The sequence below is a fragment of the Gimesia aquarii genome (genome assembly GCF_007748175.1).
In the GTDB taxonomy this organism is placed as follows: domain Bacteria; phylum Planctomycetota; class Planctomycetia; order Planctomycetales; family Planctomycetaceae; genus Gimesia; species Gimesia aquarii_A.
The window spans coordinates 2,357,474-2,374,602 of record NZ_CP037422.1 but is presented as its reverse complement, the minus strand read 5'-3'; the positions used below and the strand labels follow the sequence as shown (position 1 = coordinate 2,374,602).

The 17,129-nt window shown below is 43.8% G+C and carries 13 protein-coding genes; 3 read left to right on the top strand and 10 right to left on the bottom strand.

The features are described from left to right. Positions 1–166: 166 nt before the first annotated feature. The 7 genes from lpxB to hpf form a co-directional block, all read right to left on the bottom strand. Positions 167–1,336, bottom strand: a complete 1,170-nt coding sequence (gene lpxB, locus V202x_RS09390; protein WP_145173456.1) for a lipid-A-disaccharide synthase — start codon at positions 1,334–1,336, stop codon at positions 167–169. 325 nt (positions 1,337–1,661) lie between these two features. Beyond that, a complete protein-coding gene (gene rplU, locus V202x_RS09385) occupies positions 1,662–2,030 on the bottom strand; it encodes a 50S ribosomal protein L21 (RefSeq protein ID WP_145173453.1) in 369 nt (122 codons plus the stop codon). Positions 2,031–2,276: 246 nt separating this feature from the next. Beyond that, positions 2,277–3,839, bottom strand: coding sequence for a ribonuclease E/G (locus V202x_RS09380; protein ID WP_145173449.1), 1,563 nt, complete (start codon positions 3,837–3,839; stop codon positions 2,277–2,279). Between the two features lie 872 nt (positions 3,840–4,711). Beyond that, positions 4,712–6,475 (bottom strand): phosphoenolpyruvate--protein phosphotransferase, encoded by a 1,764-nt coding sequence (ptsP, locus tag V202x_RS09375; RefSeq protein ID WP_145173446.1) that lies wholly within the window; start codon positions 6,473–6,475, stop codon positions 4,712–4,714. Between the two features lie 76 nt (positions 6,476–6,551). Then, positions 6,552–6,854 (bottom strand): HPr family phosphocarrier protein, encoded by a 303-nt coding sequence (locus V202x_RS09370; RefSeq protein WP_144989577.1) that lies wholly within the window; start codon positions 6,852–6,854, stop codon positions 6,552–6,554. A 221-nt stretch (positions 6,855–7,075) separates the two neighbouring features. Beyond that, positions 7,076–7,549, bottom strand: coding sequence for a PTS sugar transporter subunit IIA (locus V202x_RS09365; protein ID WP_144989575.1), 474 nt, complete (start codon positions 7,547–7,549; stop codon positions 7,076–7,078). Positions 7,550–7,738: 189 nt separating this feature from the next. Beyond that, a complete protein-coding gene (gene hpf, locus V202x_RS09360; RefSeq protein ID WP_144989573.1) occupies positions 7,739–8,089 on the bottom strand; it encodes a ribosome hibernation-promoting factor, HPF/YfiA family in 351 nt (116 codons plus the stop codon). 571 nt (positions 8,090–8,660) lie between these two features. On the opposite strand from hpf, the gene V202x_RS09355 reads away from it, so the two are divergent. Then, the gene (locus tag V202x_RS09355) at positions 8,661–8,957 is read left to right on the top strand and encodes an FmdB family zinc ribbon protein (protein WP_144989571.1); all 297 of its coding nucleotides are present in this window, start codon (positions 8,661–8,663) and stop codon (positions 8,955–8,957) included. A 108-nt stretch (positions 8,958–9,065) separates the two neighbouring features. Continuing rightward, entirely contained in the window at positions 9,066–9,878 is an 813-nt protein-coding gene (locus V202x_RS09350) for a hypothetical protein (RefSeq protein WP_145173443.1), read from the top strand. 42 nt (positions 9,879–9,920) lie between these two features. Here the strand turns inward: V202x_RS09350 and V202x_RS09345 are convergent, their stop codons facing one another. The 3 genes from V202x_RS09345 to V202x_RS09335 all read right to left on the bottom strand — a co-directional run bounded on the left by V202x_RS09345 (position 9,921) and on the right by V202x_RS09335 (position 14,992). Next, positions 9,921–11,438 carry a polysaccharide biosynthesis/export family protein gene (locus tag V202x_RS09345; RefSeq protein WP_145173440.1) on the bottom strand — a complete coding sequence of 506 codons (1,518 nt, stop codon included), beginning with the start codon at positions 11,436–11,438 and terminating at the stop codon, positions 9,921–9,923. A gap of 71 nt (positions 11,439–11,509) precedes the next feature. Continuing rightward, positions 11,510–12,574: a hypothetical protein gene (locus V202x_RS09340; protein WP_145173437.1), complete on the bottom strand. Its 1,065-nt coding sequence runs from the start codon at positions 12,572–12,574 to the stop codon at positions 11,510–11,512. Between the two features lie 276 nt (positions 12,575–12,850). Beyond that, positions 12,851–14,992: a diguanylate cyclase gene (locus V202x_RS09335; RefSeq protein WP_145173434.1), complete on the bottom strand. Its 2,142-nt coding sequence runs from the start codon at positions 14,990–14,992 to the stop codon at positions 12,851–12,853. A 708-nt stretch (positions 14,993–15,700) separates the two neighbouring features. Here V202x_RS09335 and V202x_RS09330 point away from each other — a divergent pair. Beyond that, a complete protein-coding gene (locus tag V202x_RS09330; RefSeq protein ID WP_145173431.1) occupies positions 15,701–17,044 on the top strand; it encodes an NAD(P)/FAD-dependent oxidoreductase in 1,344 nt (447 codons plus the stop codon). Positions 17,045–17,129 lie beyond the last annotated feature (85 nt).

Below are 17,129 nucleotides of genomic sequence, written 5' to 3'. Positions count from 1 at the left end.
GATGACTTGCCAGTTTTGTCGTAATCCAAGATTCTAACGAGCAGATTTCTGGAGGACCATTCACACAAAACAAACAATTAGATGTTCCCTCAATTCTCATTGGAAATGTGCTGTTTTGTGTCTTATTTTACAGAATAAACGGCAGGTGGTGAGGTTCACATGTTTACTAGGCGACCGCTTTTTGTTGAGGTTCAGACTGGATGTGATTCAGAATGGTTTCCGCAGCTTGCGCGGAGGCACCAGAAATCACAGTTTCATCGTAGAGTGAGCTGAGCTTATTACGGGCTCGTTCAAGAGAAAGTGGAGTGCAGAGCCAGTCGCTCATAATGGTATTAATTTTTGCGATATCTTTTTTCGGAGAACCGACCGAAGGAAACTCGGGCATTAATTCCCGGTCAGCAATCAGATTTGGTAAAGACATATATTTGCAGGTAATTAATAAGTGAGCCAGAAAGTACATTCCCCAGTGGCTTCGGTAAATGACGACAGCAGGTGTTTTTCTCGCTAGTAACTCCAGGCTCACGGAACCGGAAACCATCAGACAGCATTGTGCTGACTCGATAATTTCTGAGGTCTTTTTCAAATAGAGTTTTATAGGAAGTCCAGTCGCTTCTTGTTGTTCTATAATTTTTTTGCAGAGTTCTAGATGAGCTGCTTTATAGCAGGCGACAGGAAATACTGCATTCGGAAATTTTTGTGAAAGTTGCCGCACAATGCGGAGCATGACCGGAAAGTTCTTCGTAACTTCGCTTGTGCGCGAGCCTGGTAGAATGCCAACGATTTTCTTCTCCGAGTCAGAGAGTTCCTCTAATAATTCCTGATCTAAAGGCTTGGATATAACTTCATCAAAAAAGGGATGACCGATGTAGTCGACGTTTACTCCACGTGCCTCATACCATTGTTTTTCGAATTTCAAACCAGAGAGAATGTAGTCGACGTTTTTGCGAACGCGACGAATTCTCCAGGGAGCCCAAGCCCAGAGTTGTGGAGGCAAATAGTAGAATACAGGGATACCTATTGATTTTGCTTTTTTAGCGACCCACCAGTTAAAGCCAGGAAAATCAACAAGAATCACGGCGTCCGGACGTTCTGATTCAAGATATGCACCGACTTGTCTGATCAAACCAATGAATTTAAAAATTAATGGCAGGACATTAAAGATACCCATTACTGCATAATCGGTGAGACGTACTTCCAGACGGCATCCAGCGGCCTGCATTTCTGGTCCACCAAAAGCAGAGAAGTGTGCTTGTGGAACTCGATTACGAATTTCCTGAATGAGGTGTGCCGTGTGTTGGTCACCGCTGGGCTCGCCCACAGAAAAAAACAGGTGCATCAGAATGTCCTATTCAATGAATCGACTCTCAAGTAAAGAATGAATCTCGACATTTTATGGAATTGCTTTTTACACGATGTGCAAAAGAGCAAAGGGTATCTCGCTGCTGAATTATTTATAAAAGCAGCATAAATCTATGCGGAATAACGGTTTTTGGTCAACCCCGTTTTAGAGAGCAAGAATCAGACGTACAAGCCTGAAAACAAGTATGACCCATAAAAAAACTCCCTGAAAACATTTTCGGGGAGCTTCTTATCAAGAGATATTATGTGTGGCTCGTATTATTGGTCTATTCAATTCACTCAGACGATAATCATTAGATTGATTATTCTTCGGCGGCTGCCTCAACAGCGGCAGTCTCAACGACTTCTAAGCCAGGGACAGTAATTGATTTGATGCGAACGGTTGTGTATTTCTGGCGGTGACCAGTATGCCTGCGTGAATTTTTTCGACGTCGCAATTTTTGAATTTCGAGCTTTTCCCCTTTGACTTCGGGTTGAACGACTTCTGCTTCCACAGAGGCCCCTTCAATTGTGGGGGCTCCAATTGAACTGGCTCCACCACCATTGGCAAGCAGAACACTCTCGAATGTAATCGCATCACCTTCATTCGCTGTAGCACGGTAGTCGATTGTCAGGGTGTCCCCTTCCTGAATCGTATATTGATGACTGCCATCTTCGATTACTGCAAACATCCTCAAACCTTCTTTTCTTCTTACTCTTGAATCTAGAATTTACTAAAGTCGGATTCGTGACTCAAAGTCAGTCCGAGTTATATTCAGAATCAATTGCGCAATGCCATTGATAGTAGATACTTAAAACCGTCTTCTTGATGCTCTGTTAAGGGGGTAATGATTCAATGCGCAAAAACTGCGCCAATCGTTCCCGTAGCGAGCAGGGCATTGTAAAGCTTCACTTTTGAAATTTCGAGTCAGAAACCACTAGAAATTCACTTCATTTCCAATATCGTCATAACAACGTGCGATCAAATGCTCTGGTTCAACGTCTGTACGTGCGTTAATTATGATTGAGGTTGAAGCTGATTCTTCCAGGTTCGTGATGTCTTTACGGCGTTTATTGTTCAAATAATTAGCCACTGTCTCATGTACATTTAAAACAATCCGTGAAATCTTTTTCTTGTTGATCGTTTTCATCAGAGTTCGCATCACTTCGATCGCCATGCTTTCGGCGGTTTTCACTTGACCAGTCCCTCGACATGAAGGACAGTCTTCATACATGCTTCTCCGTAATGAGGGGCGTATTCGCTGACGCGTCATTTCGATGAGGCCGAAGGGGCTGATTCGCAAGACTTTGGTGCGGGCTCGATCTCGTTTGACGAGTTCGTTTAATCTGCGTTCTACCTGACGACGATGTTTCTCCTCTCGCATGTCAATAAAGTCAATCACAATCACGCCGCCCAAATCGCGGAGTCTGATTTGACGACTGATTTCTTCTGCAGCTTTCATATTCACTTTGAACGCAGTTTTTTCAGCGTTGTCATCTGCGCGGTAATTACCGCTGTTGACATCGATCGCGACCAGAGCTTCTGTCTGATCAATGACAATCGATCCTCCGCCTTTCATGGGAACGTGTCGATTTTGAATGCTGCAAATTTCATCATCAAGATCGCTGTCATAGAAAATGGGGTCATTGCCGCTGTATTGTTTTACCCGATCAACGTGCTTGGGGAGCACGACTTTCATAAAATCTCTGGCTCGTTGATAGGCTGTAGGTTCATCAATATAAAGTGCGTCAATTTCTTTATTGTAGATGTCGCGAATCGTGCGAATCATCATGTCGCTTTCGGAGTAAATCTCCACCGGAGCAGGCAGCTTTTTGATGCGTCCTACAATCGTCCCCCAGAGGCGAAGCAGGTAGTTTAAATCGCGTCTGAGATCTTCGGCTGTTCGATCAATACCGGCGGTCCGAACAATAAATCCGAGACCGGGCGGGGGGGCAAGTTTTGTAAGAATCGTCCTTAGCTGTCGTCTGATATCTTCATCAGTAATTTTACGGCTGATACCTACCCGTTGTAGTCCCGGCATAATAACCAGGTAGCGTCCTGGGATACTGATATAGGTTGACAGGGTTGGCCCTTTATTTCCGATCCCTTCCTTAATGACCTGTACCAGTACTTCGCTACCTCGCTTGAGAATTTCCTGGATCGGAGGTTTATTGGCAACACTTCTTTCGTTGACCCGACGACCTTTTGGGTTTCTTCCCCGCGATGGTTTGCCATTTTCCTCGGCTGCTTCGGTGAGATGCTTGTAGTATTGATGCTCGACATCACTGACATGCAAAAAACCGTTGCGGCCTACACCGAAGTCAACGAATGCTGCCTGAATACTTGGTTCGATATTGACTACTTTTCCCTTGTAGATGTTACCGACCAGATTTTCGACGCTGTTACGTTCTACATATAGTTCTTCGAGAATTCCATCTTCAACGATGGCGATTCGACTTTCCTCCGGCTGGAGGACATTAATCAGCATTTCCTTTTTCATGGAGTACCTTCTGTCGTTTGAAACGACGAATCATGTATGCTCCATCAGTCGCTGAAGAGACGGACAATTTGCGTGCCAACTGTAGCGTTATGCCAGCGTTGTCTGTCTGTAACCTGTTGTATTCGTGGAAAGTCCAGAAATGGGCAGGTATCTTGAGATGAATTGTCCTTGTTCGAATGGAAACTGGATAAATCAAATCAATGAGAGTTTTCTTGATGCGACAAATGAGCCGAACCACTTCCTGTATGATGTTTCGAGGGAGTATTGATCTAGCCAGGGCAGTTTCTTTTCTGCTTACTTTATGATCAGAGTTACCAGTAATGGATTGTGACTTGAAGTGTCGCACGCTAGCACTGGAAAACTGGTATGCAGAACAGGTTGTCCTAAGAGGCTCAGGGGTCCCTCGTTGACTCTGAAAATGAGAAATACTAGCCGTAGCGCACGACACGAGGTCGGCTTTTGCCGCCTTTTGAACTACTTGTTGTAAAGTATTGGTTCGTTTATGCATGCTGTTACTGATGTGAAGAGTTAGGAAGCAGAAATGTCAAACTGGTTGGAGACGAACTGTCAGATTCGTTTGCAGAATTCCAATTACTTTCTTTATTCTATTCACACGCTGTCAATTTCAGGGTCAGGAAATGATTTACAATACATTTCGTCTTAGTTGAATTAGTTCTTACTTGATCCACTCACCGCCGAGGTGATGTGGATAGCGGTTGATTTATTTTATTTCAAAATGGATTTCACCAACCGCAAAATATAAACGTTAAATCGTGATGACTCATATTGACCTGAATGGTCAGCATTAGCCAAGTGTGTCATATGTGCTGTCTGCCTGTCGTTAGAAAGTACGTGCTGTTTATCAATGTTGATTACAGAGGTAGTTCTTCATCAAACAGATCAGGACATATTTTATATAGTTCTCCTCTTAAATAACTTTCTACGTCACGGGCAACATCGATGGTCATCGCATGTGCTGCAATTTCCTCTGCCCGCTCGATTGTCAGATGTCGTATTACTTCTTTTACTTCCGGGATCGCGAGTGGTGTTGCACTGATCTGCCGAATTCCCATACCTGTTAATAAAGGAATCGATTTCAGATCGGAACTCATTTGACCACAAACAGTGACCGGAATATTTTTTTTCTTTGCCGCATCTACAACCATTTTAATGAGCCTTAAAATCGAAGGATCCGATGAGTTGTAAAGAGATGAGACTGCTGGGTCAGAACGGTCTACAGCTAGAGTATACTGAATTAAGTCGTTTGTCCCAATGGAGAAAAAGTCAACTTCCTCAGCAAACTCCTCAGCCAGAAGTGCAGCAGCAGGAACCTCTACCATCATCCCAATGGGGATATTTGAGTTGAATTCCATTCCCCGTTCTTCAAGGTCTTCAAAGACGTCACCCACAATCATTTTTGCCTGTCGCCATTCCAACAGTGTTGAAATGAGTGGGAACATAATGCGTACATCACCATGTACAGCCGCACGAAAGATAGCACGAAGCTGAGTTTTAAATAGAGGTAAGTCGCGTAAACTGAGTCTTAAACTTCTCAGTCCCAGCGCTGGATTCATTCCCTCTTTAGACAAATGTCGATAGCCTCGCGGTATCTTGTCAGCCCCCAGATCAAGTGTCCGGATGACAATGGGACGATTTTTAGCCGCTTGAATCACTCGACAATAGGCGTCATAGTGGACTTGTTCAGTAGGCTCTGAATTGGATTGCAGATAAAGAAACTCTGTCCGATAGAGGCCAATTCCATCAGCACCACGCTCAGTACAATGTTCAACTTCGTTGGGGAACTCAATATTACCCATGACATGAACGCGAGTTCCATCTTTTGTTTCCGAACGAATTTTTCGACGCGACGCCAGCCGCGCTGCCATTGAGCGTTGACGTTCACCCGTATCTTTATATTTTGCAAGAGTCTCTTCATCCGGGTCAATAATGATTTCGCCGTTATTCCCATCAACGATGACCATGTCACCGCCCGAGATGTCTGAGAGGAACTCACCTAAGCCAACCACAGCAGGAATTTCAAGTGCGCCTGCCAGAATCGCAGTATGACTGGTTCGACCACCAACCTCTGTCGCGAACCCTAATACGTATTCTTTAGTAAGGCTTGCGGTTTCACTGGGGGTCAAATTATTCGCGAGCACAATAATCGGTTCAGTCAGATTAGAGAGCTCTTCTCGTTTTTCACCCAGTAACTGTTTGAGGAGTCGTTTTTCCAGATCGATAATATCGCTGGCTCGTTCTGCCAGATAGTTATCACCGAGATGTTGGACTAGCTTCGTATATCTGCGGAAGACGCGACTGGAGGCATGTTCTGGGGAGTAGCATTTCTCACGTATTAACGTTTCGATCTCTTCCCGTAATCGAGGCGAACTAACCATTTGCAGGTGTGCAGCAAAAATGGCTCCGTACTGTTTTCCAAGTTTATCTGATGCGAGCCGTTCGTTTTCGGCAATTTCTTCGCAGACGGCATCCAAGGCTGATGTGAGGCGTGCGATTTCCGTATCAATCACATTCACACTCACAAATTGTCGCGGAATACGAAAGTCCTCTGACCCCAGAATAAGCGCGGGGCCAAAGTTCACTCCCTGAGAAACTGCAATTCCACGTTTAACAAGCATTTAATCAGAGCCTAATACGGCACTTTCTAACAGACAGGGAACGAGTGGAAAACCACCCGATTGGTGTGCATGGGGGTTAATCAGATGGGTCAATCGTTTCTTCAAACTTTTTATATCCTGATTCAAAAAACGAAACAATCTCCTCTATGAGTTTGTTGGCATCATCTCCATTTGCCTCTAAAACGAGCTCAGTTTCAGGCATTGCCTTTAACTCCAAGAGGTCATAGATCTCTTTGGCATTCCCTGACCGGCTTCCATTAGAAATCTTAAAATCACAAGCGTAGTTTCGGGAAATTCGGACAATCTCTGAAATAGGACGTAGATGTAATCCTTGCTTCATTTTGACAGTGACATTCTGACGGCAAACAGATTCTTGCATGGCACAATTGATAACTACTCAAGCAACCTGAAAAGCAAACATGTTTCAATCAGAAATCATGATCATTTCAGTAAGATTTGGTAATTACCCCTTTCCTCTTAGTTCGACCAGCAATGAGCCAAAGTAGAACACACTTTCTGCATTTGAGGATGCACGTTTGACTTTAATGTCAGATAAAACTGTATTCGCCAGAGTTCTCCCTGACAGAGATACCTCGTTACTTAATCCAGCTGGTTACTGTCCGCTTCGTTGAGTAATTCAACAATATCCTTAATGTTCTTGGACTGTCTCAGGAACTTACAGAAGTTTTGATTTCTCAGGTGGCGGGAAATATTTTCTAATCCGCGTAAGTGATCCCCCGGACGATCCAGAGGTGAAATCAATAAAAACAAAATATAAACATCTTCACCATCCAGGCTGGCAAAGTCGACACCTTCCGAAGACAGGGCAACAGCAGCGGTCAGATTTTCAACGGAAGAATGTTTGGTGTGAGGTACAGCAACACCATTTCCTATTCCGGTAGAGCCCAGCTCTTCCCGTTTTAGAATTGCGGAGACAATGCCTTCCTCGTCCTCGACTGAAATACTGCCTGCATTTTTAAGCCCGGCAACCATCGTGCGGATTGCTTCTTCTTTAGTGGTTACATTCAATTCCGGAATGATGGCATCCGAAACCACGAAGTCTGTTAACTTCATGTATTTTTTCCTTCTAACTACATCTGTAAAAAAACTCAGTGTCTGCGATCTAAAGATGCGAGACGTTGTTGTAAACTGTTACAGCTTTCAAGAACACAAAAAGCAGCAAGTGTTCCCAAGCTGATAACACAATGATGATCTCATACTTTTATTCGTCAGTTGAGAAATGTCTCCGCTGACGACCAGGAATTATTCAGATTCTGCTTCCGAAATCTCATTTTCTACGACTTCATTCATGGGACGGTCGCGACGGTGATCCTGAATTTTTTCCTTATATCTTTTGATTTGTTGCTCCATTTTACTCAACGCGGAATGGAAATTTGGTTTGATTTCATCACCTTCTGCATGAGCAACAAAGTTGTGTTTATGTTCTGCGTCTACGAGAATTTCGACTCGATTCTGGTTTTGGCCCTGGTCGATCGTGACTTGGATTGCAGTTACCCTCTCAAAGTACGTCAGTAACTTCTCAGACTTTTCAGTAATATAATCACGGAGACCATCTGAAACACTACCATGACGACAAGTAATCGCAACTTGCACTGACTGTTCTCCTATTTAATAATACCATCTATTGGGTGTGTACTTATGTGAGTTTGTTTAGGTCTAGCAATAGACGCTGATGCTAACAGATTCTAGCTGGACAGGTCCAGCAATACCAGCCACTAATTGTTAACCTTGCGGTTCAAACATCAGAACCTTATCTTGCCTAAATGGTTTGGATATGATTGAAATCAGGCAGAATCAGACTTTGGATACCCATTTACAAGAAGTTTCGTGTTTTATTTCACGTAAATCTATAGAGTAAACAATTTTGTACTACTTTAGTTTCGATTGCCGAAATTACCCTGTCTGAAAGATTATACAGACTTTCTGATAGAAACCATGAGAAAAAGATCCTGTTGTTCAAGGACTTCCGGTATCTTTATTTTCAGTAGGTATTTCTCACTTAGAAAAGAGTCAGTATTCCTACGAATACTTGGATTAACTTGTTTTACCTCCGTCACATTATGTGTAAGCTAAAGACACTTTAGATAAGGAACCGGTTCAGAACCTGGAATCTGGTTATTGGCCGGAACATATTAAAATTGAGTTGAGAGGTAAAAAAGTAGCAATGCCTACTTATGTTTATGAGGTAATTAACCCGGATGGAACTCCGGGCGAACGATTTGAAGTCATTCAGAGAATGAGCGATCCTGTATTAACCGAACATCCCAAAACTGGTGAGTCCGTTCGCAGAGTGATTTCAGCTGCTTTTATTTCAGGAAAATGGTCTGACTCTGAGGCGAAGCGAACATTAAATGATGACAAACGTTTGGGAGACTTGGGCTTCACGAAATATGTAAAATCGTCAAAAGGGACTTACGAAAAAAGGGCCGGGGATGGTCCAGATCTCATTTCCTCTGATTAGATTGTAGGTAATTCAGAACTATTTTATAGCTTGAAATATCATCATTGATTTAGAATTTTGGTCTACTGTTATCTAAGAGTTCTGTCTGCTGAGGGAGATTTCTGAGGTATGAAATTACAGCTATTATACTTCTTTTTGACATTCGGTATCGCTTTTAGCCTTCATTCAGATGTAATCGCTGATACGAAAAAGGAATCAAATCAGAAGAAAATCGAATATGTTAATACTCAGTGCGAGGGAAAATATCCGCACCACTTGCAGGGAATTTGCATTGATGGCCTCGGGAATATCTTCTGGAGCTTTACAACAGAACTCGTTAAAACCAATGCTTCCGGCAAAATTTTGACTAAAATTCCCGTCGGGAATCATCATGGTGATCTCTGTTTTCGTGGTGGCAAAATTTTTGTTGCTGTCAATTTTGGTGATTTCAATAATCCTCAAGGAAAAGCAGATTCCTGGGTTTATGTGTATGATGCAGAAAAGCTGTTACTGATTGCCAAGCATCAGACACCAGAGGTAATTTACGGAGCGGGGGGAATTGCATCCCATAATGGAAAGTTCATTGTCGTTGGTGGCCTTCCAAAGGGAGTGAATGAGAACTATCTCTATGAATATAACGAGAACTTTAAATTCGTCAAAAAACATGTTCTCAAAAGCGGCTATACGCTATTGGGAATTCAAACTGCTACTTTTGCAGATAATCAGTGGTGGTTTGGTTGCTACGGGACAAAACTTTTGAAAGCAGATGCCGCCTTTAATTTCACTGAAAAATACAACATCGATTGTAGCCTCGGAATAGAGCGCGTCACTGACAAGCTGCTTTTAATCGGTCGAGGAGCGAAGGACGCTAAAAAGATGCATACGGGTGAAGTCCTTCTGGCCGATCCCAATAAGAAACAGGGTTTTGTGATTCGAAAGTAGTTGTATTCCGTATTTGGTCGTCAAGTAACAGAATCTAAACGGTTAGCGATTATTCTGCAAATTAGAAGCGGCGAGCCCGAATAACGCACCTTCCAGGAGATGGCGTTCAATAAATGCCGCAATTGCTTCAGACTTGGTATATTGCAGGATCACAAAATCCCCGGGCTGAATCAGAACGCGTTGACTGGGGTGTCGCACTGCCTGATATAAATCGACTTTAATTGGCAGTTGTGTCCCATTAGGAAGCTGCCGCAATATAATGGCATTACTGGCACTGATTGTGACATCCTGATTTAATCCAGAAGGCCCGCCATTGGATCTGGTATTACCTCCATTTTGTGATGCTTGTGCAATTGAGATAGCGCCGAGAATATCCAGGTCATAATCACGTGGAAGCGTGTATTGGCCTCCACCCAGTAAACCTCCTGTATAAAATATTTCTGTGTCTCTTGATTCGATGAAGACAACATCGCCATCATGGAGAATGATATCATCGCGCGTCAAATGAATCTGCTCGCCAGGACTCAAGCGAATGGGAACTTTGATAATTCCAGAGCGTTGCATTGTTGATTCGTTAATGATCGATGGTGTCATGTAACCATCGTAGTCTATTCCACCGTCTAGACTGTAAAGCGGCTGTCCTACTTGGAACCCGGATTCCATCGGTGTCGGTGATTGTGGAATCGGCGTATAAGTATCAGAAACCTGTTGAATGTTCTGGTTGGATGTCAGGTGATGGGGCTTGCTGGAACCCGTATGAATGGGCTGTGGACAGATCGAATTATTTAATTTGTGTGCACCACCTCTAATGATATATATCGTATTTTCTGCGTCCAATCCGGGAAGTCCGCCTGTTTCGGCCAACGCATGTAGAACGTCGTTGTTGTATGCCGGTAAGTTGACCACGCGGCCTGTACCCCGTTTCGATCTACCAATATTCAATGTGTTTCCATCGCTACCTACAACGTCATTGGAGTTTTCCTGTCGAATGACCAGAACGCGGTACGATCGTGGTTTCTGGAGACTGATGAGAATTCGGTCACGTCCTTCTCTCAGGATATTTTTTTCACTTGTGTATTTGCGACGAATCGTTTCTTCGAGTTGCGTGAGTGTCAACCCTCTGGCAAAGACAGTTCCGATCAATGGAAGTGAGATCGTACCATCTTCACGGATGGGAATGGGATAACCAAGTGAGGGGGCAACCTCCTGAGTTTGGGGGAAATGAACCGGTGGCACATCTTTAAATTGACCAAGCACGCCTTCAATGTAAACGCCTAAAACGTCTCCTGAATCTAGCAGGTAATGTTTTGGCGTCGGTTGTCGGAGTAGAGAGAGGTCAATGGTTTCCTTTCCCGATTTTTTCTCTGCTTTGTATTCGGTTGGCAGGTATTGAGCGGGAACCCCTTTGATCGGGTGGATCGCAGCGCATCCATTCAGAATCATAATTAACATCGGTGCGCAAAATATTTGCCATTTGATTGAAAGCATTGATTCATTAAGTTTCAGCATCCTGACCGAACCTTTTAATTCGAAGATGGCGTTGTTGAATTGTTGCGACATCCTGTCGTAAATTCCCTTTGGCTTTGTTTCGTCGTTAAATACGTTCTGAACCTGCTTGATGTCATCCCAAATTAATACCTGTTCCTGAATGATTGACCAGAGCCAGAGTAGGGCAGAGCATGTGGAGTTCTTCGATAATCTAACTGCCGATACTGATTTGAGGGCAACACGTTCTGGGGTAATGGAGTATAAGGGTACGACTGTAGTGAATATGGATTTGGCGGCGGATCATCATTGATATATGCAGGTCTTGCAGGTTTACCGATTGCAGGGTGATGACTTTTTTTCGAAGGGGGAGCTTGAGACCTCAACGGAGGCTTAGGTGCTACGATTGGCGGCTGGTTGCGGACTTTTGGTTTGGGCAATACGGGTTGTCGAATTTGAGGTTGTGTATTCCCTGGTGTTATAGGCGGAGGTGGAAGCGTGTGGTGCCGCTGTGGAATTGGCTGCACGGGAATTTCCGGTTGAGGTGCAGGCGCTGGTTGTTGAGGGACGCTCATCGGAGCAGGTGGTGCGTAATTTGAACTCGGCCTAGGCTCTACTGCATGTTGAGGATAGTTTATATTTTCGTCCCACTGTTCAAACTCTGGTTGATCCCAACCTGTTAAGGAATAGGGAGTCGCGACTTTGTTATATTCGTATCGTCCATCGGCCAAAGCATGCTCGGCGCCGAGTTTATAACCTGTGAACCATTTCTGAATTTCCACATAACCTGCTGGTGTGCGATAATGGGCTGCCCAGTATTCTTCTGGAGGAACGGGAGGGACTTCACCGGAATCTCCTAACGCAATATCAATATAAGCCTGTCGATAACCTTTTCGGAACGCTTTTGATGGTTTGTCTTTGCAATGGCATGCCATGTTTTTCAGTGATTGATGTGCGCATTTTTTAGCAGCATGTTTTACAACAAACTTATCAAGATCGGTTTGATAACCGTCCAATGAATAGTAAGGATGAGGAGAACATTTATCGTGATGAAACAGGAAACATTTTTTGACACGGCCGACGGTTGTTGAGCAAGTTCCATCAGAACAGTTGTCGGTATTAGCACAACCTGGAAAACCAACTAGAACTGATAAAAGGAACGCACCGGACAGCAATAGAGATTCAGGTATCAACGAAATGAAATACTTCACGTTGTTTCGTATTTTGAAGTACACTATAAAACCACCATGCGCAAATTGATTGTTAATCGATACGGATGATTTATCGGACTCGTATTATTCCGTTGTGCATGGTTTTTCGCGTCTTACTGATTATAGGGGGGCGTAAGAAAGATAGAATCGTTTGAAATACCAGATTCGGTATGATTACTACAATGCGTAAGGTTCAGTTGTTTTGCCTGTTTTGACTCGGTGGGTGCAGCTAGAGGCCTTGGGTGGCAGAATTTGCCGGAGGTTGGCATAAACGAACTAATCTGCAGCGAAATAGTTCTTTAGAAGTCGGAAAACACGATTGGCACGTTGTTGAAACTGAGTGGTTTGTTTCACCCATCCCAACGGAGAAATCCTGACCTTAATTTCAACTTGTGAAGTGGAAGACCGTTTATTACCGTCTGTTTTTTTTACAAAGTTGCCGAATTCGACTTCGACTTCAACTGGTCTACGGTCGTCAGTTTTCCCCCAAAAAGGGAGCAAACCTGTTTGGCCAAGGCGCAATATCGCGTGACTTGTATTGACTTCTGTCAGTTTAGCGTCGTTATCATTAACAAAGCCGCCCAACTTATAAACAACGATATCTGATGAGATGAACGCGTTGAACGTATTTTCAAAGAGCATTTCGTCAGATGTTGATTCACATGTAACCTGAGCAGGTTCTTCTCCTGTAAGTAGTTGATGGTTCGTTAAGGAGCAAACTCGATTTCTGCCCGTTTCTTTTGCGTTATACAAGGCTTTGTCTGCTCTACGGAAGAGACTTTCAACCGTATCTCCTGACTCAGCTTGCGCGACACCAAATGAAGCTGACAAACGAGTTTTAATGATGTTTTCGATTTTTAAATTGCTGATAGCCAGCCTTAATCGTTCTGCTTTTTTGACCGCATGCTCCAGATCGGTTTCAGGACAAAGAATGACAAATTCTTCCCCACCGTAGCGTCCTACTAGTTCCCCCGAATAAGTTTCATGCTGAAATAAACGTGCCAGTTCGATCAGAACATCATCGCCAATAGAATGCCCGTAAGTGTCATTGATATTTTTGAAGTGATCAGCATCAATGAACATGATACTTAAAGGGGGCGAATTTTGCTCTTTGTTAATTCTAGCCAGCATAATTGCCAGTTGAGTTTCCAATTCACCTCGATTGGCAACCGAAGTCAACGCGTCCATGCTGGCTGCTAATTTTAAATCGCTGAATTCTTGTGGTCGCTTTAGGCCGCGAGATAGATCTCGATAGATTTCCGCAACACCAACCAGATGCCCCTCGTCATTGAACATGGGGACCGATTGAACTTCAATATTAATCAGCCGGCCACCGGGACGTTCCAGCATATATTCTGTGGTCATCGGTTTTCCATTAGCGATGACTCGATTCATTGAACATTCAGCAGTTGTTAGGCTCGTACCTTCTTTATTTGTTAATGGCAGGCTGTTACTGGTCCACGTCTCGCCTAAAACATCTGTTGCAAGGATGTCAGCCAGTTTTTCCAGTCCCGGGCTGAATATCACAAACTGAAGATCAGAATTGACGATATAAACCCCATCATACAGGCTCTCAATCTGAAACAAATATGAGAAGATATTACTAATCAGGTTTGCTTCCTGAGCTTCCTGCTCGCTGAATGGTTTGGGTTGATAGAGTCGATTGACTTCCAGCAATGCATCGTGGAAAACTTCTTTCTCGTTCTGTTCCCAGCGCGACAGCGCACAAACAATGTTGCCGTCAAATTGTGTTCCCGCCGATTCCATTAAAATCGACATAATTTCATCATGTTTTTTGCCAGATCGATAAACCTGATCTGTTGCCAGAGAATCGTAGGCATCAGCAATCGCCAGAATACGGGCTCCCTGATGGACATCGCTACCAATATATTGATAGCCATTTGTTGCGCCACTGAAGTGATAGCGAGTTTGCGATAAGATCGTCAAAACTTCATGGTCAGTACGGCAGGCTTGTAGGACGTCCAGGCCGATGTTGTGGTAATGTGACATCAGTTCAATTTCATCTGATGTCAGTTTACCAGGCTTAAAGAGAATGTGATCGGGAACACCAATTTTTCCGATGTCGTGTACCAGCGCTGCGATTTCCAGCCGTTTCAAATGAATTCCTTCCCAGCCTAAATTCGTTGCAATTCCTTTTGCCAGAAAAGCAACACGGCGGGAGTGACATAATGTGGCAGCATCGCGCGCCTGCAGAGCCGTCAATAATTTTCTCAGGTGTTTTCGAGAAATGACCTGATCGACATCATCTGATTCGTTACCTTCCAGTGAAAATTCTTCATATTCCTCTGAAAGTGCAAGGAGTTGCTTCAGAATCTGAGAAGAGTCCATATTATAGCTACCATGCACAGAATTCTGCTGCTGCACAGTGTTACTATTTGCTATGAGAGGACTATTCATCTTGCGACCTTAATGTGGGAATAAAAAACGATCTGAGTCCTGTTGAGATGGATTTCAAACTGACCAGATATCTATTTCGTATCCCTAAAATCATCTTATTTATCGCAATGTCTTTGTCTGAAACCCTTTTAAGTACATCGAGAGGAGTAATCGAACTCGTGTATTAATAATCTTAGGGTCAAAACAGAAGACAATGTTATTAGGAGTATTTTTTATACGTTAATGCGTTCTCGTGTTGAGATTCCAACACAATGCATGCATCAATGCAGAGGGACTATGCTTAAAGGTAGGTCGCGGACGCAGGATGTCAAACTGATGCAATGCAGGGGACTACTGGAGTTGCTGACGAAAATAACTATTAAATCATTTGAAATGTTCTTCATATGATCAGCAATTATCACTATGGAAGCTATGGTGACGAATATACTGATTTTGCTATTTTCAATAAGTTGCCCGGAAAGCTGATAGATTCAGATGAAAATGGCTGAAATCAAGATCAATGGAAAGATCATTTGTTGTATTCTCGACTAATATTTTGATCCTTCAAAATTAAATGTCAAAATAACGTTTGGATTTTTCGCAGAACTCAATTTCCGCATTAAGACCAATAGTCTAAAATAGCGACAGAGGGCGTTCACGATCAGCTTATTGGAGATATCATTTCTTCAGTCTGGTTGGATTTAACATTATCTTACAATCGTTAGTCAAATGAATGAATTACAGAGTCCTGGTAAGGAAACCAGGTCTAGACAGGCATTGATTGTTGGTGGTGGTTTTGCCGGCTTAAACGCGGCATTGCAATTGGGAAATGTCAAGGGAGTGGAAGTCACGCTCGTTGATCGTCACAACTACCATTTATTTCAGCCACTTTTGTATCAGGTGGCGATGGCAGGCTTGAGTCCTGCTGATATCGCAGCGCCAATTCGAAGTTTGCTTTCGGCTTATCAAAATATAAGTGTCTTACTGGGAGAGGCACAATCCGTGGATCTTGCCGGGCAAAAAGTCCAGTTTGATTTTGGAGAGCTGAACTTTGATTATCTGGTTCTGGCTTGCGGTGCGACGCACAGTTACTTTGGCCATAATGAGTGGGAAAAGTATGCACCTGGATTGAAAACCGTAGCGCATGCAACAGAAATTCGTAAGCGTGTACTTTCTGCATTTGAGCATGCAGAACGGATTACAGATCCTGATGAGCAAAAGAAGTATCTTACCTATGTCATTGTTGGCGGAGGTCCTACTGGTGTGGAATTGGCTGGTGCAATTGGAGAGATGAGCCGCTTTACACTTTCCAGAGATTTTCGTCGGATTAATCCCAGCCATACACGAGTCATTTTGGTCGAAGCCGGTCCTCGCATTTTGCCGATGTTTTCCGAGCAGCAGTCAAACCGGGCGGCTCGCGATCTGGAGAATCTGGGAGTCCAAATCTGGACTTCGTCCGTTGTGACAAACATCAATGAAGAAGGTGTTGAACTGGGTGAAGAACGAATCAATGCCGCTACTGTTCTCTGGGCAGCTGGCGTGGAAGCCTCGGAATTGGGTAAGTCGGGGGGCATGCCAGTTGATAACCGCGGACGTGTGATTGTGGAACCCGATTTGAGTATTCAGGATCATCCCAATGTCTTTGTTGCCGGTGATCAATCCAGCTTCACACATCAGACAGGAAACACTTTACCGGGAACAGCACCAGTGGCACTTCAACAGGGAACGTTTATCGGGAAAACAATTCGCGAGGAACTTACGGGAAAGCCACGAAGTAAATTCCGCTTTCATGACAAAGGGCAGATGGCGACAATAGGTCGCAGTCGAGCGATTGTGGAGCTGGGACGATTTAAAATTTCTGGATTTATTGCCTGGTTGGCCTGGTTGGTCGTTCATATTTTCTATCTGACCGGATTTAAGAATCGGGTGCTGGTCGTTATGCAATGGGCTTGGTCTTATCTCAGCTTCAGGCGGGGGGCACGTTTAATCGTTGATCGAGACTCGAGTTCGGAACCACCAAAGGCACCGGAGGCTAAGCCTGAAGAAGAGGTTCCTGTTTCTTCGGAGCCATGAAGAACGAAAATTTGTCGAGAGGATCGATATTTTTTAATGTTTCTCGTATGCTGAAAAGTGCTAGTGCTCCTAGGTTTTCTTGGAA